Origin of the sequence: Mycobacterium hainanense (assembly GCF_041890355.1) — a bacterium.
Lineage (GTDB): Bacteria > Actinomycetota > Actinomycetes > Mycobacteriales > Mycobacteriaceae > Mycobacterium > Mycobacterium hainanense.
In genome coordinates this window covers 530,119-555,117 of the sequence record NZ_CP169059.1, presented here as the reverse complement: position 1 = coordinate 555,117, position 24,999 = coordinate 530,119, and the positions used below count along the sequence as shown (strand labels likewise).

28 protein-coding genes and 1 tRNA gene are annotated in these 24,999 nt (G+C 68.6%); 14 read left to right on the top strand and 15 right to left on the bottom strand.

Annotated features, from left to right (window positions below):
* Nucleotides 1-3 precede the first annotated feature (3 nt).
* The gene (locus tag ACEL92_RS02535; RefSeq protein ID WP_374024094.1) at nt 4-1,635 is read right to left on the bottom strand and encodes an ABC transporter substrate-binding protein; all 1,632 of its coding nucleotides are present in this window, start codon (nt 1,633-1,635) and stop codon (nt 4-6) included.
* A 75-nt stretch (nt 1,636-1,710) separates the two neighbouring features.
* On the opposite strand from ACEL92_RS02535, the gene ACEL92_RS02530 reads away from it, so the two are divergent.
* Complete coding sequence (locus tag ACEL92_RS02530; RefSeq protein WP_374024093.1) at nt 1,711-2,553, top strand: hypothetical protein; 843 nt, start codon at nt 1,711-1,713, stop codon at nt 2,551-2,553.
* A gap of 6 nt (nt 2,554-2,559) precedes the next feature.
* On the opposite strand, the gene ACEL92_RS02525 is transcribed toward ACEL92_RS02530, so the two are convergent.
* Nucleotides 2,560-3,042, bottom strand: coding sequence for a DUF4232 domain-containing protein (locus ACEL92_RS02525; RefSeq protein WP_374026054.1), 483 nt, complete (start codon nt 3,040-3,042; stop codon nt 2,560-2,562).
* Between the two features lie 174 nt (nt 3,043-3,216).
* On the opposite strand from ACEL92_RS02525, the gene acs reads away from it, so the two are divergent.
* On the top strand, nt 3,217-5,175 hold the full coding sequence (acs, locus tag ACEL92_RS02520; protein WP_374024092.1) for an acetate--CoA ligase: 1,959 nt from the start codon (nt 3,217-3,219) through the stop codon (nt 5,173-5,175).
* Nucleotides 5,176-5,180: 5 nt separating this feature from the next.
* On the opposite strand, the gene ACEL92_RS02515 is transcribed toward acs, so the two are convergent.
* Entirely contained in the window at nt 5,181-5,879 is a 699-nt protein-coding gene (locus ACEL92_RS02515; protein ID WP_374024091.1) for a serine protease, read from the bottom strand.
* A gap of 283 nt (nt 5,880-6,162) precedes the next feature.
* Between ACEL92_RS02515 and ACEL92_RS02510 the strand changes: the two genes are divergently transcribed.
* Both ACEL92_RS02510 and ACEL92_RS02505 read left to right on the top strand, forming a co-directional pair.
* A complete protein-coding gene (locus ACEL92_RS02510) occupies nt 6,163-6,681 on the top strand; it encodes a phage holin family protein (protein WP_374024090.1) in 519 nt (172 codons plus the stop codon).
* Nucleotides 6,682-7,635, top strand: coding sequence for an alpha/beta fold hydrolase (locus ACEL92_RS02505; protein ID WP_374024089.1), 954 nt, complete (start codon nt 6,682-6,684; stop codon nt 7,633-7,635).
* Here the strand turns inward: ACEL92_RS02505 and marP are convergent.
* The 4 genes from marP to nth are packed head-to-tail and all read right to left on the bottom strand — an operon-like array spanning nt 7,628 to nt 11,015.
* Complete coding sequence (gene marP / locus ACEL92_RS02500) at nt 7,628-8,821, bottom strand: acid resistance serine protease MarP (protein ID WP_374024088.1); 1,194 nt, start codon at nt 8,819-8,821, stop codon at nt 7,628-7,630. The two genes, ACEL92_RS02505 and marP, sit on opposite strands and share 8 nt — an antisense overlap.
* Nucleotides 8,822-8,832: 11 nt before the next feature.
* The gene (locus ACEL92_RS02495; protein ID WP_374024087.1) at nt 8,833-9,648 is read right to left on the bottom strand and encodes a CoA pyrophosphatase; all 816 of its coding nucleotides are present in this window, start codon (nt 9,646-9,648) and stop codon (nt 8,833-8,835) included.
* A gap of 29 nt (nt 9,649-9,677) precedes the next feature.
* The gene (locus ACEL92_RS02490) at nt 9,678-10,325 is read right to left on the bottom strand and encodes a TlpA family protein disulfide reductase (protein ID WP_374024086.1); all 648 of its coding nucleotides are present in this window, start codon (nt 10,323-10,325) and stop codon (nt 9,678-9,680) included.
* A gap of 9 nt (nt 10,326-10,334) precedes the next feature.
* Nucleotides 10,335-11,015: an endonuclease III gene (gene nth, locus ACEL92_RS02485; protein ID WP_374026053.1), complete on the bottom strand. Its 681-nt coding sequence runs from the start codon at nt 11,013-11,015 to the stop codon at nt 10,335-10,337.
* Between the two features lie 173 nt (nt 11,016-11,188).
* Here nth and ACEL92_RS02480 point away from each other — a divergent pair, with 173 nt between their 5' ends.
* Complete coding sequence (locus ACEL92_RS02480; protein WP_374024085.1) at nt 11,189-11,584, top strand: hypothetical protein; 396 nt, start codon at nt 11,189-11,191, stop codon at nt 11,582-11,584.
* 98 nt (nt 11,585-11,682) lie between these two features.
* The gene (crp, locus tag ACEL92_RS02475) at nt 11,683-12,357 is read left to right on the top strand and encodes a cAMP-activated global transcriptional regulator CRP (RefSeq protein ID WP_044508824.1); all 675 of its coding nucleotides are present in this window, start codon (nt 11,683-11,685) and stop codon (nt 12,355-12,357) included.
* 135 nt (nt 12,358-12,492) lie between these two features.
* Here the strand turns inward: crp and ACEL92_RS02470 are convergent, their stop codons facing one another.
* Genes ACEL92_RS02470 through ACEL92_RS02460 form a run of 3 tightly spaced genes read right to left on the bottom strand, consistent with a single transcriptional unit; the run spans nt 12,493 to nt 13,910 of the window.
* A complete protein-coding gene (locus ACEL92_RS02470) occupies nt 12,493-13,287 on the bottom strand; it encodes an MBL fold metallo-hydrolase (protein ID WP_374024084.1) in 795 nt (264 codons plus the stop codon).
* On the bottom strand, nt 13,284-13,748 hold the full coding sequence (locus tag ACEL92_RS02465; RefSeq protein WP_374024083.1) for a RidA family protein: 465 nt from the start codon (nt 13,746-13,748) through the stop codon (nt 13,284-13,286). Before ACEL92_RS02465 ends, ACEL92_RS02470 begins: the two co-directional genes overlap by 4 nt.
* Nucleotides 13,749-13,910, bottom strand: coding sequence for a DUF4177 domain-containing protein (locus ACEL92_RS02460; protein ID WP_073871548.1), 162 nt, complete (start codon nt 13,908-13,910; stop codon nt 13,749-13,751). It lies immediately after the preceding gene.
* A gap of 77 nt (nt 13,911-13,987) precedes the next feature.
* On the opposite strand from ACEL92_RS02460, the gene ACEL92_RS02455 reads away from it, so the two are divergent.
* Both ACEL92_RS02455 and ACEL92_RS02450 read left to right on the top strand, forming a co-directional pair.
* Nucleotides 13,988-15,010, top strand: a complete 1,023-nt coding sequence (locus ACEL92_RS02455) for an ArsA-related P-loop ATPase (protein WP_374024082.1) — start codon at nt 13,988-13,990, stop codon at nt 15,008-15,010.
* A complete protein-coding gene (locus tag ACEL92_RS02450; RefSeq protein ID WP_067270749.1) occupies nt 15,007-16,176 on the top strand; it encodes an ArsA family ATPase in 1,170 nt (389 codons plus the stop codon). Before ACEL92_RS02455 ends, ACEL92_RS02450 begins: the two co-directional genes overlap by 4 nt.
* A 21-nt stretch (nt 16,177-16,197) precedes the next feature.
* On the opposite strand, the gene ACEL92_RS02445 is transcribed toward ACEL92_RS02450, so the two are convergent.
* On the bottom strand, nt 16,198-16,548 hold the full coding sequence (locus ACEL92_RS02445) for a WhiB family transcriptional regulator (RefSeq protein ID WP_065443482.1): 351 nt from the start codon (nt 16,546-16,548) through the stop codon (nt 16,198-16,200).
* Between the two features lie 362 nt (nt 16,549-16,910).
* On the opposite strand from ACEL92_RS02445, the gene ponA2 reads away from it, so the two are divergent.
* From ponA2 to ACEL92_RS02420, 5 genes are all read left to right on the top strand, one after another.
* Nucleotides 16,911-19,340 carry a transglycosylase/D,D-transpeptidase PonA2 gene (gene ponA2, locus ACEL92_RS02440; protein WP_374024081.1) on the top strand — a complete coding sequence of 810 codons (2,430 nt, stop codon included), beginning with the start codon at nt 16,911-16,913 and terminating at the stop codon, nt 19,338-19,340.
* A 69-nt stretch (nt 19,341-19,409) separates the two neighbouring features.
* A complete protein-coding gene (locus tag ACEL92_RS02435) occupies nt 19,410-20,459 on the top strand; it encodes a metallophosphoesterase (protein ID WP_374024080.1) in 1,050 nt (349 codons plus the stop codon).
* Entirely contained in the window at nt 20,456-21,580 is a 1,125-nt protein-coding gene (locus ACEL92_RS02430) for a PLP-dependent cysteine synthase family protein (RefSeq protein ID WP_374024079.1), read from the top strand. Before ACEL92_RS02435 ends, ACEL92_RS02430 begins: the two co-directional genes overlap by 4 nt.
* 61 nt (nt 21,581-21,641) lie before the next feature.
* A tRNA-Pro gene (locus ACEL92_RS02425) sits at nt 21,642-21,715 on the top strand.
* An 83-nt stretch (nt 21,716-21,798) separates the two neighbouring features.
* The gene (locus ACEL92_RS02420) at nt 21,799-22,377 is read left to right on the top strand and encodes a hypothetical protein (RefSeq protein ID WP_374024078.1); all 579 of its coding nucleotides are present in this window, start codon (nt 21,799-21,801) and stop codon (nt 22,375-22,377) included.
* 43 nt (nt 22,378-22,420) lie between these two features.
* Here ACEL92_RS02420 and ACEL92_RS02415 read toward each other — a convergent pair whose 3' ends face one another.
* From ACEL92_RS02415 to ACEL92_RS02405, 3 genes are all read right to left on the bottom strand, one after another.
* Nucleotides 22,421-22,723, bottom strand: coding sequence for a DUF4193 domain-containing protein (locus tag ACEL92_RS02415; RefSeq protein WP_374024077.1), 303 nt, complete (start codon nt 22,721-22,723; stop codon nt 22,421-22,423).
* A 75-nt stretch (nt 22,724-22,798) separates the two neighbouring features.
* Entirely contained in the window at nt 22,799-23,089 is a 291-nt protein-coding gene (locus tag ACEL92_RS02410) for a hypothetical protein (RefSeq protein WP_374024076.1), read from the bottom strand.
* Nucleotides 23,090-23,161: 72 nt separating this feature from the next.
* Complete coding sequence (locus ACEL92_RS02405; protein WP_374024075.1) at nt 23,162-23,482, bottom strand: hypothetical protein; 321 nt, start codon at nt 23,480-23,482, stop codon at nt 23,162-23,164.
* A gap of 208 nt (nt 23,483-23,690) precedes the next feature.
* Between ACEL92_RS02405 and ACEL92_RS02400 the strand changes: the two genes are divergently transcribed.
* Entirely contained in the window at nt 23,691-24,383 is a 693-nt protein-coding gene (locus ACEL92_RS02400; RefSeq protein WP_374024074.1) for an HAD family hydrolase, read from the top strand.
* Here ACEL92_RS02400 and ACEL92_RS02395 read toward each other — a convergent pair.
* Nucleotides 24,351-24,851: a DUF6328 family protein gene (locus ACEL92_RS02395; RefSeq protein ID WP_374024073.1), complete on the bottom strand. Its 501-nt coding sequence runs from the start codon at nt 24,849-24,851 to the stop codon at nt 24,351-24,353. The two genes, ACEL92_RS02400 and ACEL92_RS02395, sit on opposite strands and share 33 nt — an antisense overlap.
* Nucleotides 24,852-24,999: the final 148 nt, after the last annotated feature.

Here is a 24,999-nt window from a genome sequence, read left to right as displayed (position 1 = left end):
TCATTACGCCTTGACGATGTTCTCGTAGTCGGGCAGACCGTTCCAGGTGAGCTTGACGCCGCTCACCTGCGACGACCACCCGACCACCGCGATGTAGTACCACAGCGGCACGGCGGGCATGTCGCGCAACAGGATTCGCTGGGCCTTATTGACCAGCACATCCGCCTGTTGCAGGTTGGGTGCGGCCTCGGCAGCGACCAGGCCGGCGTCGAAATCTCGGTTCGAGTATCCGACGTCATTGGATCCCGCTCCGGTGGCGTACAGCGGAGCCACGAACTCGATCATCGACGGGTAGTCACCGATCCAGCCCGCGCGGAACGCGGTATCGATGGTGCGGTTGGTGATCTGGGTGCGGAAACCCGCGAACGTGGGTTGCGGCGCGCCGGCGGCGTCGATGCCCAGCACGTTCTTGATGCTGTTGGCCACCGCGTCCACCCACTCTTGATGGCCGCTGTCGGCGTTGTAGGCGATCGAGTACCGCCCGCTCCACGGCGAGATCGCGTTGGCTTGCGCCCAGAGTTGGCGTGCCCGTTCGGGATTGAAGTCCAATGCGTCGTTACCCGGGATGTGCGGATCGAATCCGGGCAACGAGCTGGCGGTGAAGTCGCGGGCCGGGCTGCGGGTACCGTTGAAGATCTGCCGGCAGATCTGCGGCCGGTTGATGGCCGCCGACAACGCCAAGCGGCGCAGTCGGCCTTCTTCGCCACCGAAATGCGGCAGCCGCAACGGCGTGTCGAGCGATTGGCTGACCGCGACGGGCCCACTGGCCGCGTTGCCGCCCAGGTCACGCTTGTAGATCGTCAGCGCGCTGGACGGAATCGTGTCCAGCACGTCGAGATTGCCGGACAGCAGGTCGGCGTAGGCGGTGTCCAGGTTGGCGTAGAACTCGAACCGCAGGCCCTTGTTGTGGGGTTTGCGGTTGCCGTGGTAGCCCGGGTTGGGCTTCAGGTCGATCCTGACGTTGTGTTCCCAGGCCGGGCCGTCGGGACCGTCGGCCAACTCGTATGGTCCGTTGCCGACCGGGTTGCGGCCGAACGCGGCCATGTCCCGAAAAGCGCTGTCCGGCAACGGGTAGAACGCATTGTGTCCCAGCCTCAGCGTGAAGTCGACGGTCGGCGCCTTGAGCCGCACGTCGAACTCGAGATCGCTGACCACCTGCAGCCCGGACATGGTGGTCCGGGCCGGCTTGCCGTCAGAAGTCAGGCCGGCGACCTCGTCATAGCCGACGATCGGGCTGAAAAAGCTCTGTTGCAGTTGGGCATTGGTACTCAGCGCGCCGTAATTCCATGCGTCGACGAACGAATGGGCCGTCACCGGCGAACCGTCGGTGAACTTCCAGCCGGGCTTGAGAACGATCCGGTAGTTGACGTTGTCGGTGGTCTCGACCGACTGCGCCACTTCCGGCGACGGTTTTCCTGCGGCGTCGTAGGACACCAAACCGGCGAAGAGCCGATCCAGGATCCGACCTCCGAGGCTGTCGTTTGTGCCGGTCGGAACCAACGGGTTCGGCGGTTCCCCGCCGTTGACCACCACGAGGTCGGGGCTCAGCGCCCCGCCGCCGCACGCGGTCAGCGCAGCGAGCACCAGGAGGCCAGCGGCGACCACGCTGGTCGCACGGGCCCGCATCCGACGCATGACTCCCGACCCTAGGGCCTGCCGCCGCGCCCGCGGTGAAGTGCCCGGCGCGGTTAAGCCAATTACGCTCTCGCCGTGATCGTCGTGCACCTGGCATCCGATGAATCCGCCGCTGAGCAAGCGGGTCGTCTGATGTTCTTGCTCGGCGTTCCCGCGATCGGGTTGGTGTGTCTGATCGCCGGCTTGCTGGAGCGCTCGCGCAGCCGCCGACAGTCCCCTCCCGTCCCGCCGCCGTACAAGACCGGCTACCGGTACCCGCCGGCGCCGCCACCGCCGATCGGCTATGCGGGCCCGTACCCCGCTCCGCCGCCCTTCCCGGGCTATCCGCCCGCCGTGCCGCCGCGGCGGCCGACGAGCAAGTCGGCCACCACACTGATCACCGTCGGCGCCGTCCTGCTGGGGCTGGGCGGGCTGGACATCCTCTTCCACGCTGCGCGCGCCGTGTCGAGCGACGATCGTGGCTCGCACACGACCGCCCGGCCAACCCCGACGGGCAGAGCCGCGATGCCCGAAATCGGTCAGTGCTTCACCGAATTCGAGGTCGAAATGGGTTCGCTCAGCCAACCGACCGACTGCGGTGATCCTGGGGCGACATATGAGCTAGCCGCCATAGGCGGGCCGACGGCGACGTGCCCTGACAACAAGCGCGGTGACTCTGTCTACGCGCGCCTCACCAACGAATCCCACACGCTGTGTTTTGCCCCCAACCTCAAAGAAGGGCTCTGCTACCTGAGGACGGGCCAGCGTGAGACGACGACGTGGACACCGGCCGATTGCGGTGAAGCACGCTACGCAAAATTAAAGGTCGACAAGCGCATCGACGGCAGCACCGACGAAACGCAGTGTCCGCCGGGGACAAAGGCAAACACCTATCCCACGCCGCCGCGGGTCTACTGCTTGGTGCAAACCGGCTCGTGACGTCGATCAGACGGGCGTCACCGGATGCACCTGCAACGCGCAGGCGTCGATGGTGGCCGGCACGCTCAGCACCACGGTCGTGTCCGGGGGATTGACCAGCAGATCGGTATAGGTCGGGCACGGCTCGCCGTTGGCGTCGATGGCCACCCCCTCCACGACGGCCTGCGCCTGGGTGGACAAGGACAGGATCACGGTGGGCGGCACGTCGGCGCCGCCGGGCAGCCCGCCCATGTAGCCATGCGGGGTGGGCTGGGCGTGGATGAGCGGGCCACCGGACCCCGAGTCGACGCCGGGGTAGCCGGTCAGCGTGCAGGGCTCCGCGCCGCCGGCGAGGCTGAACACCAGCGTGGCCGCGCGGTGGCCCACGGCGGCCTGGGTCGGCGCGGCGGTGACGGCGATCTGGTCCGACCAGCACGGGGTGGGCGCGTCGGCGGTGTCGATCGGCACGGCCCACGCCGGTGATCCCAGCAGGGCGGTGGCCGCGTAAATCGTTGTGGCCGCGGCGAAGCTGGGAACAAGTCGGCGGATGCGCCGCCCCTGGCCGGACACACCGGTGATTATCCGCCATGGGCCCGCGGTTTCGGCCCGAATTTGGCGCTTCCCTTTTCACCTTGCGGCGTTAGGCTCTGACGGTTGACGAGCCTCGACACTAGGAGGAAGCCAGTGACCGCAACCGACGCCGTGGGCCCGTCGTCGTATCCCCCGCCCCCGGCGTTCGCCGAGCAGGCCAACGCGGGTGAGGAGTTGTATCGCGAGGCCGAAGACGACCGGCTGGCTTTCTGGGCCAGACAGGCGAACCGGCTGTCCTGGTCGACGCCGTTCACCGAGGTGCTCGACTGGTCGCAGGCGCCGTTCGCGAAGTGGTTCGCCGATGGCAAGCTCAACGTCGCCTACAACTGCGTGGACCGCCACGTGCAGGCCGGCCTCGGCGACCGGGTCGCCATCCACTGGGAGGGTGAGCCCGGCGACAGCCGCAGCCTGACCTACGCCGAGCTGCAAGCCGAGGTGTGCAAGGCGGCCAACGCGCTGACCGGCCTTGGCCTGGTCGCCGGCGACCGCGTCGCGATCTATATGCCGTTGATCCCCGAAGCGGTGATATCGATGCTCGCCTGCGCCCGGCTGGGCATCATGCACAGCGTCGTGTTCGCCGGCTTCACCGCCAAGGCGCTACGCGCCCGCATCGCCGATGCCCAGGCGAAGTTGGTGATCACCAGCGACGGGCAGTTCCGCCGCGGCAAGCCGGCACCGCTGAAGGACGCCGCCGACGAGGCCGTTGAAAACGCAGACGATCCCGACAGCCCCGTCGAACGCATCCTGGTGGTGCGCCGCACCGGGATCGACGTGTCGTGGAACGAGGACCGCGACCTGTGGTGGCATGACGTGGTCGACACCGCGTCGCCCGAACACACCCCGGAGCCCTTCGACGCCGAGCAGCCGCTGTTCCTGCTGTACACCTCCGGCACCACCGGCAAGCCCAAGGGCATCGTGCACACGAGCGGCGGCTATCTGACCCAGTGCTCCTACACGCACTACTACATCTTCGACATCAAGCCCGAACGCGACGTCTTCTGGTGCACCGCCGACATCGGCTGGGTCACCGGCCACACCTACGGGGTGTACGGTCCGCTGTCCAACGGGGTCACCGAGGTGCTCTACGAGGGCACGCCCGACTCCCCGACCCAGCACCGGCATTTCGAGATCATCGAAAAGTACGGCGTCACAATCTATTACACCGCACCAACGCTGATCCGGACGTTCATGAAGTGGGGGCGCGAGATCCCCGACGCGCACGACCTGTCCAGCCTGCGACTGCTGGGCACGGTGGGCGAGCCGATCAACCCCGAAGCGTGGCGCTGGTACCGCAAGGTGATCGGCGCCGACAGCCTGCCGATCGTGGACACCTGGTGGCAGACCGAGACGGGCGCCGCGATGATCTCCCCGCTGCCCGGGGTCGCCGCGGCCAAACCGGGCTCGGCGATGAGGGCCCTGCCGGGCATCTCCGCCAGCATCGTCGATGACCACGGCGAACACCTGACGCCCACCGTCCATCACGGCGAGCACGTCACCGGCTATCTCGTCTTGGACCAGCCGTGGCCCTCCATGCTGCGCGGCATCTGGGGCGATCCGGAGCGCTACGTCGAGACCTACTGGTCTCGATTCGCCGAGCAGGGCTGGTACTTCGCCGGAGACAGCGCCTACTACGACCGCGACGGCGCCATCTGGGTGGTGGGCCGCATCGACGACGTGATGAACGTGTCGGGGCACCGGCTCTCGAGCGCCGAGTTGGAGTCGGCGCTCGTCGGCCACCACGGGGTGGCCGAGGCCGCGGTGGTCGCGAAGACCGACGAGACCACGGGCCAGGCCGTCTGCGCGTTCGTCGTCCTGTGCGCCGAGTACGAGGTGCACGACGGGATCGTCGACGAGCTGCGCGCCGAGGTGGCCCGGGAGATCTCACCCATCGCCAAGCCGCGCGAGATCCACGTGGTACCAGAACTTCCCAAGACCCGCAGCGGCAAGATCATGCGCAGGCTCCTGCGTGACATCGCCGAGAAGCGGGAGCTCGGAGACACGTCGACGCTGTTGGACCCCGGCGTTTTCGACGCGATCCAGGCTTCGAAGTAGCCGGATCAGGCCGGTAGCGGGGTGAACCCCGCACCCGGCCGGTGTTTGGCGTTGACGTCGGCCAGGATCGCGTTGAACGACTGAACCACGGCCGGGGTGTGCAGCGGGATGTACTTGATGATGCAGGTCGGCAGGTTGTCGCTGAACGCCCCGTGGATCATGCCGACCAGCATGTTGTTCACGGTCACCGGCGCCCCGGAGTCGCCCGGCTGCCCGCACACCTGCATGACGATGGTGCCGGGGTCCTGGCCCGGGCCCCAGGTGACGCCGCACGAGTTTCCGGTGGTGCGGCCCTGCTTGCAGGCGATCTCGCCGAACGCCGGGTCGGGGCCCAGGCCGTTGATCGCGAAACCGTTGTAGTTGGCCGTCGGCGTCACCTTTGCGGGATCGAACTTGATCACCGCGTAGTCGAGGTTGTCGTTGCCGGCCACCATGGTGCCCAAGATGCCCGCGTTCTCCGCGCCCTCGGCGGCGACCTGCGCGCCCGGGCCGCCGCAGTGCGCCGAGGTGAAGCCGATCAGGTCTCCGGCGGAATCGCCCCCGATGGTCGTCAGGGTGCACATGGTGTCCCCGTTGATGACGATGCCGGCCCCACCGCCCATCGGAACCCTGACGTCGGCGGCCGCGGCACGCACGGGATAGCCCAGGAGTACCAGGAGTGCCGCCCCCATTGCCGCCACGAAGCACCGGTGCGCCGTCTGCACAGCACCACTCCCATCGACAGGCCGGACCCGGACCGGCCTGGCCAGTCTAGTCGGCCGGGCGTCTCGGCCGCGCCGCCCGGCGCGGCCGCGCGGACCGCGTCGGGCAAAGGGCCCGGTTCGGCGCGTTCCGACCGGGTATCAGTCGCTCGACGGGCCGCAGATCGCCTGGTCGGCCCGGATCCCGACGCGGCCGTCTTCGGCTGGCCTCGTCTGGCCTGGCGGCGCATGGCAACATGAACCGCGACGACAGCGAGCCGGGCAGCGACGAAAGAGGGGACCGTCTGTGAGCAAAGCCGATGGCAAGAACGGTGTGCCCAGCACCCTGACCACGGTCCCCCTGACCGACCCGCACGCCCGCCCCGCGGAACCCTCGATCGGTGATCTGATCAAGGACGCGACGACGCAGGTCTCCACGCTGGTGCGCGCCGAGGTCGAGCTGGCCCGCGCCGAGATCACCCGCGACGTCAAGAAGGGGCTGACCGGCAGCGTCTTCTTCATCGCGGCGCTGGTGGTGCTGTTCTACTCCACCTTCTTTTTCTTCTTCTTCGTGGCCGAGCTGCTTGACACCTGGCTGTGGCGCTGGGTGGCTTTCCTGATCGTGTTCGGGATCCAGGTGGTGGTCGGGGCCGTGCTGGCCCTGCTGGGCTTCCTCAAGGTGCGCCGGATCCGCGGGCCGCGGGAGACCATCGAGTCGGTCAAGGAGACGCGTACCGCCCTCACCCCGGGCCATGACAAGGCGCAGGGCGCGGCCAAACAGCTCGAGGAGCGCGGGAAGCACGAGACCGACCCATCGGGTTGGTAAGTGGCCCCGCCGGACCCGTCGGTAACCCGCATCGACGGGCCGTGGCGGCATTTGGACGTGCACGCCAACGGCATCCGGTTCCACGTCGTGGAGGCGCTGCGCCCCGACGCTGACCCGACCGCAGCGTCCACGGCCCGACCGCTGGTGATGCTGCTGCACGGTTTCGGTTCGTTCTGGTGGTCGTGGCGCCACCAGTTACGGGGACTGACCGGGGCCCGGGTGGTCGCGGTCGACCTGCGCGGCTACGGCGGCAGCGACAAGCCACCCCGGGGTTACGACGGGTGGACGCTGGCCGGCGACACCGCCGGCCTCATCCGGGCGCTGGGGCACTCCTCGGCGACGCTGGTCGGCCACGCCGACGGCGGGCTGGCGTGCTGGGCCACCGCGCTGCTGCACGCGCGGTTGGTGTCGGCCATCGCCCTGATCAGTTCCCCGCACCCGGCGGCGCTGCGCCGGTCCACGCTGACCCGCCGCGACCAAGGTTATGCGCTGTTGGCGACGCTGCTGCGCTACCAGGTGCCCGTGTGGCCGGAACGGCTGCTGACCCGCGACAACGGGGCCGAGATCGAGCGCCTGGTCCGCAGCCGCAGCTGCGCCAAATGGCTTGCCTCAGAGGACTTTTCCGAAGCAATCCGTTACCAGCGGCTGGCAATCCAGATTCCGTCGGCGGCGCACTGCGCGCTGGAATATCAGCGCTGGGCGGTGCGCAGCCAGCTGCGCGACGAGGGGCGGCGATTCATGAAGTCGATGAGCCAGCAGCTCAGCGTGCCGCTGCTACACCTGCGCGGCGAAGCGGACCCCTACGTGCTGGCCGACCCGGTCGACCGGACGCAGCGTTATGCGCCGCAGGGACGTTATGTATCAATCTCCGGCGCAGGGCATTTCAGCCACGAAGAGGCCCCGGATGAAATCAACCGGCACTTGACGCGGTTCCTGGACTCGGTGGTCAGCTGACGCAGGCGCCGGTGGTGACCTGTTGGGTGTCACCGATCTTGGCGAGCTGACTGTTCACCTCGTCGGCCGTCAACACGAACCCGGTGTCGGGGTCGTCGACCGCCGCACCGAACACCACACCGAGCACCTGACCGTTCAGGTCGATCAACGGCCCGCCCGAATTCCCTTGCTCCACATTGGCTCTGATGGTGTATACGTCGCGGGTGACCGGCGCGGGGTCGCGATAGATGTCGGGGCCGCTGAGTTTGATGACCTCGCGAATGCGGGCCGGGGTCGCGGTGAAGTTACCGCCGCCGGGATAACCGAGCACCACAACGCTGGTACCCGTTTTCGCCTCGGTCTGGGCGAACGCCAAGGGCGGGGGCGGCAGGTTGGGCACGGCGAGGATGGCGATGTCGACCGACGGGTCGTAGGAGACGACGGTGGCGTCCAGCGGATTTCCGCTGGCGTAGATCTGCACACTGTTGGAGCCGGCCACCACGTGGGCGTTGGTCATCACCCGGTCGGGGGCGACCACAAACCCGCTGCCCTCCAACACTTTTTGGCAACTGGGAGCCAGGCTGCGCACCTTCACGACGCTGGGCGCGGTGGACTGCACCACCGGATTGCTGGCCAGCGCGGGGTCCGGCGAGGCGACCGGAATCACCGGAGTGCGGCTGAACGGCTCGAGCACGGCGGGCAGGCCCGAGGTGTTCAGCAGGGCCGAAAGCCGTTTGGGCACCGTCTTCAGCCACGGCGGGGCGACATCGTTGACCTGGGCCAGCACCCGCGAGCCGCGGACCGCGGCGGCCAGCTCCGGCTGGTCCTTGGACTGCGTCAGCGGGGTGGCCAACAGCCAGGCCGCGGTCAGGACCACCACCAGCTGGACCCCGACGCCGATGAACGAGTCGACCGTTCGGATGGTGCGGCTGCGGATCGCGCCGCGCACCGCCCGGCCCAGCACCACCCCGGCGACCTCGCCGATGACCACCAGGGCGAGGATCAAAAACAGGGCGGCGAACAGCTTGGCCCGCGGCGCGGCGATGTGGCTGACCAGGTGGGGCGCCAGCAGTACGCCCGCGATCGCGCCCAGCAACACACCCACGAACGAAAACAGCGACCCCACCGCGCCGGAACGCCAGCCCGAGACGGCCGCGATGAACGCGACCGACAGCACGGCGATGTCCAGCCATTGGGATGGGGTCATCGAATTCATGTTCATCGGTGGGCACCACCCTGGTCGCCGACCAGCGCCATCGCCGCGTCCAATTCGCGGACGTCGGTGGTGTCCCAGGGCTGGGCCCAGCCGGCGACGTCGAGCATCGCACAAATCACCTGGCCAGTGAATCCCCAAACCAGCATCTCGTTCAGCAGAAACGCCGGTCCGGCCCAGCGGCGCCCGAGGTCGCCCCGGTACACCATCAGCCGGTTGGCCGGATTGATGAAGGCGCGCACCGGAACTCGCGCGACGATCGCGGTTTCGGCCTCGTTGACCACGGCCACCGGTCCGGGATCGGGTGAGTAGGCCAGCACCGGGACGACGTGAAACCGCGACGGCGCGATGAACGTGCGCTCCATCGTGACCAGAGGGCGCAACCGGGAGACGTCGATTCCGGTCTCCTCCCGGGCTTCCCGCAACGCGGTGGCCACCGGGCCGTCGTCGGTCGGATCGGAAGCCCCGCCGGGAAAGGCGGCCTGGCCCGCGTGGTGGCGCAGCGTGGAGGCTCGCACGGTGAGCAGCAAGTCGGCGTCGTCGGGGACACCGCCGCCGTCGGTCGCCAACTCCGGCCCCGAGAACAACACCAGGACGGCCGCTTCCCGGCCGCCGCCCCGCAGCGCCGACACCGCCTTGCCGGTGATCATCGCCAGCACATCGGCCGGCAGCCGCCGCCGGTACGCCTCCGGCATCCGCTCGACGTTATCAACCAGGGGGCGCAGCCAAGGCGGGGCGGCGTCGGGCGTCAGGGCAACCGCCCCCCGCGCCGGGTCCCGTGCCGCGCCGCCCGCGGGCGGGGGCGTGCCCCCAACGCTCACCGGGCGCTCCAGTCGGTCCAATTTTCGGCTTATCCCTTGTCTTTTCCGACTGCGGCGGCGATTTCGTCGGCACTGTCGAAAGCCCGCGGCAGCATCTGCGCAACGCTACCGTCCGGCCGCAGAACCACCGTCGCGGGCATGACGTTTGCGACACCCAGCGCCGCCGCGACCCGGCGGCGGCCATCCTGCAGGGTGGGCAGCCGAACGCCCAGTTCGGCGAGCCGCAGCAACGCGGCCGTCTCGTTCTCATCCTGATGCACCGTCACCACCGTCACGTCGGGCCCGGCTCGCCGTTGATACTCCGCCATCGCGGGCAGTTCCGCCGCGCACGGCGCGCACCAATACGCCCACAGGTTGAGGACCACCCGTCGCCCGGCCAGCGCGCGTGCCACGTCGACAACCGAGCCGTCGGCCGCGCACTCGACCGTGATGCCCCGCAGCGCCGGCGGCCCGGGGCCGTCGCCGGCGCCCGGACAGGGCGCCAGATCGGCCCGCTGCCGCGGTCCCGCCAGCGCCCCGGGTGTGTCGGCGTCCCGATGTTCGCGGTCCGGCGCGTTGACCGCGGCGCCGGGCCGAGTCGTCGACGCGGACTGGTCGCGCAGCTGGGCCACCAGGGCCGCGATCAGCGCCGCCACCACCGCGAGGATCGCGATCGTCCAGCGCGTGGTGCGCGTCAAAGCCGTGCTCTACAGGCCGGCCAGCGCCAGCAGGTGCTCGGTCTCCGGTCCGCGCACCAGGGGCGCGGCCAGTAGCGGCTCGGTGGGGCCAAGGCCGAAGGACGGGCAATCCTTGGCCACCACGCAGACCCCGCAAGCCGGCTTGCGCGCATGGCACACCCGACGGCCGTGGAAGATCACGCGGTGGCTCAACATGGTCCACTCGCTGCGCTCGATCAGTTCCCCCGCCGCCCGCTCGATCTTGACCGGGTCCTTGTCGGTGGTCCAGCGCCATCGGTGCAGCAGCCGCGCGAAATGGGTGTCGACGGTGATGCCCGGAACCCCAAAGGCGTTGCCCAGGATGACGTTGGCGGTCTTGCGGCCCACCCCGGGCAGCGTGACCAGTTCTTCCATGGTGGACGGCACCTCGCCGTCGAACCGTTCGACCAGGGCCTGACCGAGGCCGATCAGCGAGGTCGCCTTGTTCCGGAAGAACCCCGTCGGACGGATCAGCGTCTCCAGTTCGTCGCGGTCCGCCTGCGCGTAGTCCAGCGCCGTGGGGTACCGCTTGAACAGGGCCGGCGTCGTCAGATTCACCCGTTTGTCGGTGCTCTGCGCGGACAGGATGGTGGCGACCGTCAGCTCCAGCGGTGTCGTGAAGTCCAGCTCGCAGTGCGCGTCCGGAAACGCCTGCGCGAGCGCCCGATTCATTCGGCGAGCCCGCCGCACCAGGCCGACCCGGGTTTCCTCAGCCCAGCGCCGCGCGGCGTCGCCGCCGGCAGGGGCCGGTGCCGACTTCGAGCGTCCGGACGACTTTGCGGCGGTCACCTACGACAGAGTACTGATTTCGTGATCTCGCCGAGACCTCGTGTTGATTGAAGGCCATGTTTACTCTCCTTGTGTCATGGTTGCTGGTGGCCTGCGTTCCCGGGCTGCTGATGCTGGCGGCGCTCGGCTTGGGACGGCTCGAACGGGGGCTGGCCCGCGAGGACGTCGCGATGATCGCGGTCACCGAGCTTTTCGAGCAGGCGGAGCTCGTGGACCTGCGCACGCTGGCGCGCGAGGGCATGCCGGAGGCCCTGGAATTCCTGCATCGGCGCGAGGCTCGCGAACTCGCCGACGCCGCGCCGGCCGGGCTGACCGCCGCGCCCCGGCACGCGGCGCCGTCGTTTGCCGCCAGCTTCGTCGACCACGCCGAGCTGACATTGCCGACGCGAATTCACGCGCATTCGCGCAGCAATCCGCAGTTTAAGGCCACTAGACACGTCAATCGTGTGTAGCGTTGCACGTTGGACAAAATGACCTACCGCTAGACTCATCACGCGAGCTCGGGATTAACCTGGCCGTATCACAAACATTGAAAATCTGAAGAGGCAATGTGGACGAGATCCTGGCAAGAGCAGGAATCTTCCAGGGGGTTGAGCCGGGCGCGGTCGCCGCGCTGACCAAGCAGCTGCAACCCGTCGACTTTCCCCGTGGGCACACGGTCTTCGCCGAAGGCGAGCCCGGCGATCGGCTCTACATCATCGTCTCCGGGAAGGTGAAAATCGGCCGTCGCTCACCCGATGGCCGGGAAAACCTGCTGACGATCATGGGCCCGTCGGACATGTTCGGCGAACTGTCTATTTTCGACCCCGGCCCGCGGACCTCCAGCGCGACCACCATCACCGAGGTGCGCGCGGTGTCGATGGACCGCGACGCGCTGCGGGCGTGGATCGCCGACCGGCCCGAGATCGCCGAGCAGCTGTTGCGGGTGCTGGCCCGACGGCTGCGCCGCACCAACAACAACCTGGCCGACCTCATCTTCACCGACGTGCCCGGCCGGGTGGCCAAGCAGCTGTTGCAGCTCGCCCAGCGTTTCGGCACCCAGGAGGGTGGCGCCATGCGGGTCACCCACGACCTGACCCAGGAGGAGATCGCCCAGCTGGTGGGCGCCTCGCGGGAGACGGTGAACAAGGCGCTGGCCGATTTCGCCCACCGCGGCTGGATCCGCCTGGAGGGCAAGAGCGTGCTGATTTCGGACTCCGAAAGGCTCGCGCGCCGAGCGAGGTAAGCGCGCGCGAAGCGCGGGCGCAACCGAGCGAGAATCCGAACCCCGAGCGAGGTAAGCGCGCGCGAAGCGCGGGCGCAAATTGTGCGCCGAGCCTGTAATTCCGCGGGCCCTTTTACGCACTTCTCCCGCAGATTTTCAGTCTCGCTGCAAATAGTTCAGCTGCGCCTGAACGGACCATTCGGCCGCGTCCCAGAGTTTCTCGTCGACGTCCACATAGACGTGTTCGACGACCTGGCGCGCGGTGGCGTCCTCGCCGAGGTCGCGCAGCGCCGCGCGCACCTGCTCCAGGCGCTCGTGCCGGTGTGTGAGGTAACCCGATGCGACCGCCTCCAGGTCGGCCAGGTCGGGCCCGTGACCGGGCAGCACCGTACGCGGCCCCAGGCCGCGCAACCGCCGCAGCGATTCCAAATAGTCGGCCAGGCTGCCGTCTTCGGAATCGATGACGGTGGTGCCGCGGCCCAACACGGTGTCCGCGGTCAGCACCGCGTCGTCGACCAGAAACGACAGCGAGTCGGCGGTGTGGCCGGGGGTGGCCATCACCTTGATCTTCAGACCGGCCGCGTCGATCACCTCGCCGTCGGTCAGGTGACCGCCGAGGCCGCGCAAGAACCCGCTGCCCGCCGACCGCACCGTCGCGCCGGTGCGCTCGACGAGCTTGTCGATGCCGTCGGTGTGATCGCCATGCCGATGACTGATGAGCACCAGCGTGATCCGGCCCAGCCCGGCAACCCGGGCGATGTGCTCGTCGTCGTCCGGGCCGGGATCCACCACCACCAGCTCGTCGCTGCCCTTGCCGCGCAGCACCCACGTGTTGGTGCCCTCGAGGGTCAGCAACCCCGGGTTGTCGGCCAGCAGGACCGAGGCGGTCTCGGTGACCGCCCGCAGCCTGCCGTAGGCGGGGTGGCTCAGCGACTCGGGCGCGGCGGTCACGGTCGTGGCCCGACCTCCACGATCAGCTCCACTTCCACCGGCGCATCCAGCGGCAGCTCGGACACGCCGACCGCCGACCGCGCGTGCGCGCCGCCATCGCCGAACACCTCGGCCAGGAACTCGGAGGCCCCGTTGATGACGCTGGGCTGGCCGTTGAAACCGGGGGCCGACGCGACGAAGCCGACGACCTTGACCACCCGCGTCACCGCGTCGATACCTACCAGCGAATCGACGGCGGCCAAGGCGTTGAGCGCGCAGATCCGCGCCAGCGCCTTGCCCGCCTCCGGGCTGACGTGGGCCCCCACCTTGCCCGTCGCGGCCAGCTGCCCGGCGTTCATCGGCAGCTGACCCGCGGTGTAGACCAGGTCGCCCGTGCGCACCGCGGGCACGTAGGCGGCCAACGGGGCCACCACCTCCGGCAGCACGACACCGAGTTCCGCGAGCCGGGCCGAAGCGGTCATCTACTTCGGGCGCTTCAGATACGCGACGTGTTGCTCGCCGGTCGGCCCGGGCAGCACGGACACCAGCTCCCAACCGTCGGCACCCCACTGGTCGAGAATCTGTTTGGTGGCGTGCGTCAGCAGCGGGACCGTGACGTATTCCCATGCGATCGGTTGGCTCATGGCGCGAGCTTATCGGTCGGGTGTGAACGACTCTGGCCTGCCCGGGGGCCGCGCCCCGGCCGGGCTAGCATGCGAAGGTGGCAAACACATCGAGCGGCGGTGGCGCCGTCGGCTGGCCGGCGCGGTTGTCGAAGGCCCGCCTGCATTTCGTCACCGGCAAAGGCGGCACGGGCAAATCGACGATAGCGGCCGCGCTGGCGCTGACCCTGGCGGCGGGGGGCCGCAAGGTCCTCCTCGTTGAAGTCGAAGGACGGCAAGGCATTGCGCAACTCTTCGACGTGCCGCCGCTGCCCTACCAGGAAGTCAAGATCGCGACGGCCGAGCGGGGCGGCCAGGTCAACGCCCTGGCGATCGACATCGAGGCGGCCTTCCTGGAGTACCTGGACATGTTCTACAACCTCGGCATCGCCGGGCGGGCGATGCGCCGCATCGGGGCCATCGAGTTCGCGACGACGATCGCGCCCGGCCTGCGCGACGTGCTGCTGACCGGAAAGATCAAGGAATCGGTGGTGCGGCTGAACAAGGGGTCCAAGAACCCCGTTTACGACGCGGTCGTGGTCGACGCGCCGCCGACGGGACGGATCGCCCGCTTCCTGGACGTCACCAAGGCCGTGTCGGATCTGGCCAAGGGCGGGCCGGTGCACTCGCAGAGCGAGGGCGTGGTGAAACTGCTGCACTCCGAGCAGACCGCAATCCACCTCGTCACCCTGTTGGAGGCCTTGCCGGTGCAGGAAACGCTCGAGGCGATCGAGGAACTCGCCGAGATGGAGCTGCCGATCGGCAGCGTGATCGTGAATCGCAACATCGCGTCGCACCTGCAGCCCGCCGACCTGGCCAAGGCCGCCGAGGGTCACGTCGACGCGGACTCGGTGCGGACCGGGCTGGAAATGGCGGGGATCAAGCTGAACGACACCGACTTCGCGGGTCTGCTGACCGAAACCATCGAACACGCGACGGTCATCGCCGCGCGCGCCGAGATCGCGCAACAGCTGGACGCGTTGAAGGTGCCGCGGCTCGAACTGCCGACGATCTCCGACGGTGTCGACCTGGGCAGCCTCTACGAGCTCTCGGAAGTGCTTGCGCAGCAGGGGGTCCGATGAGTACCACGCCGAATAGGCTTGATATGGCGGCGATCCTGGCCGACACGACGAATCGTGTGGTGGTGTGCTGCGGGGCCGGCGGGGTGGGCAAGACCACCACCGCGGCCGCGATGGCGTTGCGCGCGGCCGAATACGGCCGCAACGTCTGCGTTTTGACGATCGACCCGGCCAAGCGGCTGGCCCAGGCGCTCGGGGTCAACGACCTGGGCAACACCCCACAACGCGTGCCCCTGGCCCCCGAGGTTCCCGGCGAGCTGCACGCAATGATGCTCGACATGCGCCGCACGTTCGACGAAATGGTCGTCCAGTACTCCGGAACCGGTCGCGCCCAAGCGATTCTGGACAACCAGTTCTATCAAACGGTCGCCAGCTCGCTCGCCGGCACGCAGGAGTACATGGCGATGGAAAAGCTCGGCCAACTATTGGCCGAGGACCGTTGGGATTTGGTGGTGGTGGACACCCCGCCGTCGCGCAACGCGCTGGACTTCCTGGACGCGCCCAAGCGGCTGGGCAGCTTCATGGACAGCCGGCTTTGGCGGCTGCTGCTCGCGCCGGGCCGGGGCATCGGCCGATTGGTCACCGGCGCAATGGGTTTGGCGATGAAGGCGATGTCCACCGTGCTCGGCTCACAGATGTTGAGCGACGCGGCCGCCTTCGTGCAATCGCTGGACGCCACCTTCGGCGGTTTTCGGGAGAAGGCCGACCGCACGTACGCGCTCCTGAAGCGGAGGGGCACGCAGTTCGTCGTGGTGTCGGCGGCCGAGCCCGATGCGCTGCGCGAGGCCTCCTTCTTCGTCGACCGGCTGTCCACCGAAGGCATGCCGCTGGCCGGACTGGTCTTGAACCGCACCCATCCGACGTTGTGCTCGCTGCCCGCCGAGCGGGCGATCGACGGAACCGAAACACTCGAGGCCGAGACGGACTCCGAAGCGGCGTCACTGGCGGCGGCCGTACTCAGGATTCACGCCGACCGCGCGCAGACCGCCAAGAGGGAAATCAGGTTGCTGTCGCGGTTCACCGGGGCCAATCCGCACGTGCCCGTCATCGGTGTTCCGTCGCTGCCTTTCGACGTCTCGGATCTGGAAGCGTTGCGCGCCCTCGCCGATCAGATCGCACCGGTCGGCGATGACGCGGCCCGCGCGGCGGCGCAAGGACCCCTGCGCTAGCAGCGGCGCTCGGTCCGCGGGTCAGCCGACGCTGCGGGTCCGCCTCTTGTCGAAGAAGTCCGCCCAGGAAACCACCTCGGGGTGCTGCTTGAGCAGGGCGCGGCGCTGACGCTCGGTCATGCCGCCCCAGACGCCGAACTCGACCTTGTTGTCGAGGGCGTCGGCCCCGCACTCCTGCATCACCGGGCAGTGCCGGCAAATAACGGCCGCTTTGCGCTGCGCGGCCCCACGGACGAAAAGCTCGTCCGGATCGGTGGTTCGACACAGTGCTTTGGAAACCCAGGCGATCCGTTCTTCGGCATCAACGCTGCGGAGTACTCCTTGAGCGGCCGCAATGTTTGTCCTTCGCGCCGCAGGCCGTGTTCCTGACACGAACTGTTCCCTTCCCTACCGGCCGCTCTCACGACCGCCCTCCTGGGGTGCAGATCATCACCTGCGATCTACGCCACACTGTGTACATCGGTGTTACCTGAATCTCACCGTGTGTCTAAGTTAGGTGGTCAGCCACCAATTGCGCAACAGTCCGATAACGCTTTTTTTGGGACGGGCGTGCCGTCTCGTCAAAAACGATAGACGAAGAAGTGATCTTGGACACGCCCACTGCGAGGTGCACTACTGACGCAGGCGTAAGTTTTATCCCTACCGCAGCCGTAAAACGCTGGTCAATGGCAGGGCGAAAAAGTGGGTGAACGCGCAGCGTGGCGGCGTGACAGGGGGCCGCTACTGTAGTAGCCATGTCAGACCGCCCCCGGGCCTTCCTCACCATCCTCAAGCTTGCGGGGTATTGCTTGCTGGCCGGTGTCGTCGCCACCGCGTTGATGTTTCCGTTCGCGGGTGGATTGGGACTGGTGTCCAACCGGGCCTCCGAAGTCGTCGCCAACGGCTCGGCCCAACTCCTCGAGGGTGAGGTGCCCGCGGTGTCGACGATGGTCGACGCGAAGGGCAACACCATCGCCTGGCTGTACTCCCAGCGGCGCTTCGAGGTGCCCAGCGACAAGATCGCCAACACCATGAAGCTGGCGATCGTGTCCATCGAGGACAAGCGGTTCGCCGAGCATGCCGGGGTGGACTGGAAGGGCACGCTGACCGGGCTGGCCGGCTACGCCCGCGGCGACGTCGACACCCGCGGCGGTTCGACCATCGAGCAGCAGTACATCAAGAACTACCAGTTGCTGGTGACGGCGAAGACCGACGCCGAGAAGCGCGCCGCCGTGGAGACCACCCCGGCGCGCAAGCTGCGCGAGATCCGGATGGCGCTCACGCTGGACAAGACCTTCACCAAGCCCGAGATCCTCACCCGCTACCTGAACCTGGTGTCGTTCGGCAACGGGTCGTTCGGAGTGCAGGACGCGGCGCAGACCTACTTCGGCATCAACGCCTCGGACCTGAACTGGCAGCAGGCGGCGCTGCTGGCGGGCATGGTGCAGTCGACCAGCGCGCTCAACCCCTACACCAATCCCGAGGGTGCGCTGGCGCGGCGAAACCTGGTGCTGGACACCATGATCGAGAACATCCCGCAGGAGGCCGACGCGCTGCGGGCCGCCAAGGCCGCCCCGCTGGGCGTGCTGCCGCAGCCCAACGAGCTGCCCCGGGGTTGCATTGCCGCCGGCGATCGCGCGTTCTTCTGCGACTACGTCCAGGAGTACCTGTCGCGCGCCGGGATCAGCAAAGAGCAGGTGGCCCGCGGGGGCTACCTGATCCGCACCACGCTGGACCCCGACGTGCAGGTCCCGGTGAAGTCGGCGATCGACCAGTACGCGAGCCCGACGCTGCCGGGCATCTCCAGCGTGATGAGCGTGATCCAGCCGGGCAAGACCTCGCACAAGGTGATGGCGATGGCCAGCAACCGCACCTACGGGCTGGACAGCGACGCCGGGCAAACCATGCGCCCGCAGCCCTTCTCGCTGGTCGGCGACGGCGCGGGCTCGGTCTTCAAGATCTTCACGACGGCCGCCGCCCTGGACATGGGCATGGGCATCAACGCCACGCTCGACGTGCCGCCGCGCTTCCAGACCAAGGGCATGGGAAGCGGTGGGGCCAAGGGCTGCCCCAAGGACAACTGGTGCGTGGTCAACGCCGGCAACTACCGCGGGTCGATGAACGTGACCGAGGCGCTGGCCACCTCGCCAAACACCGCCTTCGCCAAGCTGATTCAGCAGGTCGGGGTGACCCGCACCGTGGACATGGCGATCAAGCTCGGCCTGCGGTCCTACGCCGATCCCGGCACCGCGCGCGACTACAACCCCGACAGCAACGAAAGCCTCGCCGACTTCGTCAAAAGACAGAACATCGGCTCGTTCACGCTGGGCCCCATCGAGGTCAACGCGCTCGAGCTGTCCAACGTCGCGGCGACGCTGGCCTCCGGCGGCACGTGGTGCCCGCCCAACCCGATCGACAAGCTGATCGACCGGCACGGCAACGAGGTCGCCGTCACCACCGAGACCTGCGACCAGGTGGTGCCCGAAGGCCTGGCCAACACCCTGGCCAACGCGATGAGCAAAGACGCGGTCGGCGGCGGCACGGCCTCCGGTTCGGCCGGCGCCGCGGGCTGGACGCTGCCGATGTCCGGTAAGACCGGCACCACCGAGGCGCACCGCTCCTCCGGCTTCGTGGGCTTCACCAACCACTACGCCGCCGCCAACTACATCTACGACGACTCCCCCTCGCCGACGGACCTGTGCTCCTCGCCGCTGCGCCACTGCAGCGAGGGCGACTTGTACGGCGGTAACGAACCGGCGCGCACCTGGTTCACGGCGATGAAGCCGATCGCCACCAACTTCGGCCCAGTGCAGCTGCCGCCCACCGATCCCCGCTACGTCGACGGCTCACCCGGGTCGCGGGTGCCCAGCGTCGCGGGCCTGGACATCGACGCGGCGCGCGCCCGCCTGAAGGAAGCCGGCTTCCAGGTCGCCGATCAGAACAACTTCGTCAACAGCTCCGCCAAGCAGGGCGAGGTGGTCGGAACCTCGCCGAGCGGCGCGACGATCCCCGGGTCGATCGTCACCATCCAGGTCAGCAACGGCATCCCGCCGGCACCCCCGCCGCCGCCGGAGGGTGCGCCGGTGCCGGTCGGCTCGCAGGTGGTGGAGATCCCGGGTCTGCCCCCGATCACCATTCCGCTCCTGGCGCCGCCGCCTCCGCCGCCGGGGCAGCCGCCCCCGTAGACCGGGCGACCGGTGACGCCGCCGCGCAAGCTATACGTTGCCAAAGCGCAACGGCAGTAGGCTGCCAACATGGCTGACGCAAGTTCAATGGCCCCGCTTTCCCCCTCGCCGCTACGCGGCTGGGGGCGCCCCCACGGTGGTCCGCTGCGCGGACCGCATCGTCGCGGGGCGTTGCCCACGCTGATTCGCGCCAGTGCCGTCGCGCTCGGTTCGGCCGTCGCCGGCATCGGTTACGCCGCCGTCGTCGAGCGCAACGCCTTCGTGCTGCGCGAGATCACCATGCCGGTCCTGACGCCGGGCTCCACGCCGCTGCGGGTGCTGCACATCAGCGACCTGCACATGCTGCCCAACCAGCGCCGCAAACAGGCCTGGCTGCGGGAGCTGAGCAACTGGGAGCCCGACCTCGTAGTCAACACCGGCGACAACCTGGCGCACCCGAAGGCGGTGCCCGCGGTGGTGCAGGCCCTGGGCGACCTGCTGTCGCGGCCCGGTGTTTTCGTCTTCGGCAGCAACGACTACTTCGGCCCGCGCCTGAAGAACCCGCTGAATTACGTGACGAACCCGTCGCACCGGGTCCGCGGTGAACCGCTGCCCTGGCAGGACCTGCGGGCGGCCTTCACCGAGCGCGGTTGGCTCGACCTGACCCACACCCGGCGCGAGTTCGAGGTGGCCGGCCTGCACGTCGCCGCCGGCGGCGTCGACGACCCGCACCTGGACCGGGACCGCTACGAGACGATCGCCGGCCCGGCCAGCCCGGCCGCGAACCTGCGACTCGGGCTGACCCATTCCCCGGAGCCGCGGGTGTTGGACCGCTTCGCCGCCGACGGCTACCAACTGGTGATGGCCGGCCACACCCACGGCGGGCAGGTCTGCCTGCCGCTCTACGGCGCCCTGGTGACCAACTGCGGCCTGGACCGGTCGCGCGCCAAGGGACCGTCCCGGTGGGGCGCGAACATGCAGTTGCACGTCTCCGCCGGGATCGGCACGTCGCCGTTCGCGCCGGTGCGCTTCTGCTGCCGGCCCGAGGCCACCCTGCTGACGTTGATCGCCACGCCGATGGGCGGGCGGGATTCGGCCAGCGACCTGAGCCGTTCGCAGCCAACAGTTTCGGTGCGTTGACCGAGCGGACCCGGGTCGCGGTCCGCAGCCACTCCCGGTTCTGGACGGACAACGCGGTCCGGCTGATCCAGGCCGACGCCCGCCGCAGCGCGGACACGCACCTGCTGCGCTACCCCCTGCCGGAGGCATGGGCTAGAAGCGGTCCAGACGCCGATGTGGCGCTGTACCTCAAGGACGAGACCACCCACATCACAGGCAGCCTGAAGCACCGGCTGGCGCGCTCGCTGTTCCTGTACGCCCTGTGCAACGGGTGGATCAACGAGAACACCACGGTGGTCGAGGCCTCGTCGGGTTCGACGGCGGTATCGGAGGCCTACTTCGCGGCCCTGCTCGGTCTGCCGTTCGTCGCCGTGATGCCCGCGTCGACCAGCTCGTCCAAGGTGGCACTGATCGAAGCCCAGGGCGGCCGTTGCCATTTCGTGCAGAACTCGAGCGAGGTGTACGCCGAGGCCGAGCGCGTCGCCCGCGACACCGGCGGGCATTACCTCGACCAGTTCACCAACGCCGAACGCGCCACCGACTGGCGGGGCAACAACAACATCGCCGAGTCGATCTTCGAGCAGATGGGCGAGGAGGCGCATCCGATTCCGGAGTGGATCGTCGTCGGGGCGGGCACCGGCGGCACCAGCGCCACGATCGGCCGCTACATCCGGTACCGGCGGCACGCGACCCGGTTGTGCGTCGTCGACCCGGAGAACTCCGCATTCTTCCCCGCTTACGCCCAAGGGCGCAACGACCCGGACGACCTGGTGATGCCCGCCTCGTCCCGCATCGAGGGCATCGGCCGGCCGCGGGTGGAGCCGTCGTTTCTGCCCGGCGTGGTCGACCGGATGGTGGCGGTGCCCGACGCGGCGTCCATCGCCGCCGCCCGCCACGTCAGCGCGGTTCTGGGCCGTCGGGTGGGGCCCTCGACGGGCACCAACCTGTGGGGTGCGTTCGGCCTGATCGCCGAGATGGTCGCCGAGCGGCGCAGCGGTTCGGTGGTCACGCTGCTCGCCGACAGCGGCGACCGCTATCACGACACCTACTTCGACGACGGATGGGTCGGCGCACAGGGATTGGATCTGAGCGGTCCGGCCGAGGCGCTGGTGGAGTTCGAGCATTCCTGCCGGTGGCAGTGACCCGGCGCGCAGCGGTTTGGCCAGCCGATGGGCGGGTGCGATAGGCTGTCGGAGCTTCAAGCGGGGTGTGGCGCAGCTTGGTAGCGCGCTTCGTTCGGGACGAAGAGGCCGTGGGTTCAAATCCCGCCACCCCGACCCAGTTCGTGTTAGCTGGCAGAACAGCTGGCCACGGCGTCTGACGCTGCGGGCATGCGGCTTTGCCATTAAGCTCAGCCCGCATGGCGCTGGTAAGGCCGTCGCCCGAGCCAGGGCATCGACGCCAGGGTGGCCGTCCGGTCACCCGATTTGCTGATGCCACGTCGCCTGCCGCTGGCGCACCCGGCCACCCGACCCTGGCGGAGATCGCACAGCGCCGGCGGGAGATCGAGGCGTGGGAAGCGTTGAACGTCGGCGGTTACGGGTTCGCCAAACCCGGCACCATCATCGGGGCGCTGGTCTCCGCCGTGCTGGTGGTTCTCGTGGTGACCCCTCTTCCACCGAACTGGCCCTGGGACATTCCGACGATGATCCTGGCCGTGTTCACCGCGGTGGCCACGGTGACGTGTGGCCTGTTGTGGTTCGACAATCCCCACTCGCTGCCCCGCCCCGAGTCGCTGGCCATCGTGCCCTTCACCCGGGCGGAGAACCTGCGGCTCATGGCGACCCAACCGGTGGAGCCCTACCGCGCGATCTGCGCGTGCCCGGGCTGCGGCGACACCTCCGCGCACTTGATCCGCGAGCCGGGCAAGGACGAACCGGGCTGGGCGATGGTCACGCGCCGCTGCGCCGTGTGCGACCGCGAATGGGCGCAGTCCTGAATTCTGTTGCCCGCCAACGAGGCCCGTGCTCAGGGCGGCGGCGCTAGGCGCAGTCGGCGCAGATCTGCAGGCCCGCGCTAGTGCTGCGCAACCGGCTGCGGTGCTGCACCAAAAAGCAACTCGAGCAGGTGAACTCGTCGGACCGTTGGGGAATCACCGTCACCGAGAGCTCCTCGCCGGACAGGTCGGCGCCGGGCAGCTCGAAAAAGTGGACGTCGTTGGGGTCCTCGTCGACCACCGCGGTGGCGGACCCCTGCAAGGTCGGCGCTAGCTCGCGTATCGGCGACTTGTCCTGAGTGTCCAGATCGGAGACCCGGCGTGCGTCATAGTCGCTTGCGGTCGTCATGGCAGTTCCTTCCTGCTGATGAACCGGGCTGACGCACGTTCCTGTAGTCATCCCGTGGCGCAGGCTGTACCCCATTCAGCCGCGAGTTACACCGGCCGTCCGGAAAAAGTTGCGCCGGCGAAACCTGAGCTGCCTCAGGCGCCGGGCCGCAGCGGGGTAATGCGCCAGCGCCAGGCCCAACCACGGCGCGACGACCGACACGATCAGCGCCCCGATGGCGACCCCTTCGTGCCCCACCAACAGCTCGAACAGGCCGATCGCCAGGCTGATCGCCCAAACCGCCACCGCAGCGAGGCCCAGCAGCGGGAAGTCCCGCTCATCCTCGAGCGGATAGTTTGCTGCTCGCAGTGGGACCGACGCGACCATAAATCCGCTTTTACCCGGTCACCACCGCAATCAAACGTCTGGTCGGCCCCACGCCGGCCGGTGTTGGTTAGCTCACACGGTCAGCTGGGTCGGTGGCGGGGCGGGCCGGCCGGAATTCGCGGCGTGCCAGGCGACTTCGGCGTCGCGGACCTTACGATGGGTGCGCGCCAGCCACACCGCGCTCGCCGCGCCCAGCAGCGCCGCCAGAACCACGGCGGTCAGGCCCGCCGACAAGTGCCGGGTCGCCAGCGCGAACAGACCCACGATCAGGGCGAGCACCGCGACGGCCGAGCCGGCCAGGCCGGGCGCGTTGGCGCCATTGGCGACGGTTTCACCGGCGTGCTGACGAAAGGTCCGTTGGTGATCGACCGGGTCACGGTTGTGGGAATTCAACTGGCCTCCCTCGCGAGAAAGCTTGTCTGTCAGAGTGATTCACGCGGCACGCGGCTCGCCGATCGGGCTGGCGCCCGCGGCAACCGTCCCGCGGCCGGGTAGCCGCAACCGCTTCGCGGGATCACCCACGCCGGTTACCCGCCGCCCCCCGTCCCAAACCGCGCCGCACGTCGGTGTCAGAGGGCCCTAGCGTGGGTATGCCGCGCAGATGAAACCCGCCGTTCTATTCGACGTCGACGGCAGCCTGGTCGACTCCAACTATCTGCACGTCTACGCGTGGCTGCGCGCCTTCGACGACGAGGGACTGCCCGTGGCCGCCTGGCAGATCCACCGCTGCATCGGGATGGACGGCTCCACGCTGGTCCGAACCCTGTCCGACGACGCACCGGACGAGGTTCAGGAGCGACTGAGCGACGGGCACACCCGCTACTACCGGGAGAGCACCCACTTGCTCGCGCCCCTGCCCGGCGCACAGGCGCTGCTGCACAGGGTCGCGGACCTGGGCCTGCAGGTCGTGCTGGCGACGTCGGCGCCCGACGACGAATTAGAGATCCTGCGCAAGGTCCTCGATTGCGAGCAGGTCATTTCGGAGATCACGTCGTCGCGGGACGTCGACACCGCCAAACCCGAGCCGGGCATCGTGCAGGTCGCACTCGACCGCGCCGGGGTGGACGCCGAGCATGCCGTGTTCGTCGGGGATGCCGTGTGGGATGCGCATGCCGCCGCGGGCGCCAAAGTGCCGTGCATCGGGCTGCTCAGCGGCGGCATCGCCCGGGAGGAGCTGCAGGCGGCGGGCGCGTCGCCGGTCTTCGCCGATCCCCAAGACCTGCTGAACCAGCTGGACTCCACCCGCATCAGCGAACTCGCGCTACATGCCGCGAGTGCGCAGCAGCAGCGGTAGCAGCCACCAGAAGAACGTAAACAGCGTCAGCGCACACGCTCCCGCGATCAGGCCCGGGCTACGACCGGCCACGGCGGCGAACACGATGAGCGTCACCCCGGTCAGCGCGAGGCCCAGCAGGGCCAGCCCGGCGTAGGCGCACCGGTGCGCGGCCGACACCAAAACCTGCAGGCGGTGACGGCGGAACAGCATCCTGTGCATGCCGACCGGGGCGATCAGCAGGACCGTCGCACCCACCGAACAACCCACCGTGATGAGGTAGGCGTCGCGCAGGGCGGGCGCCAGGACGTCGAACCGCTGCTGGAACGGCAACGTCAACAGGAAACCGGTCAACAGCTGCACCCCGGTCTGCACCACGCGCAGCTCCTGCAGGAGGCTGTTCCAATTGCGGTCCAGCCGTTGGATTTCTGTTTCGCCGCGCTCGCGGCTGTCCCAGCGCTGGTCGTCTTGCGGTCGATCGACGTCCATAGCGGTGATCATCGCACTTGTCGTATGCGCCAGCGCCGTTTCGCCGCAGAGAATCGCAGTATTAGATTCGAATTGCATTCGGCGGTCCGCCTATTTGCAATCAATCTCGCCAAACATGTTGTCCCGCAAGCGGTGCTGATGCCCGAGC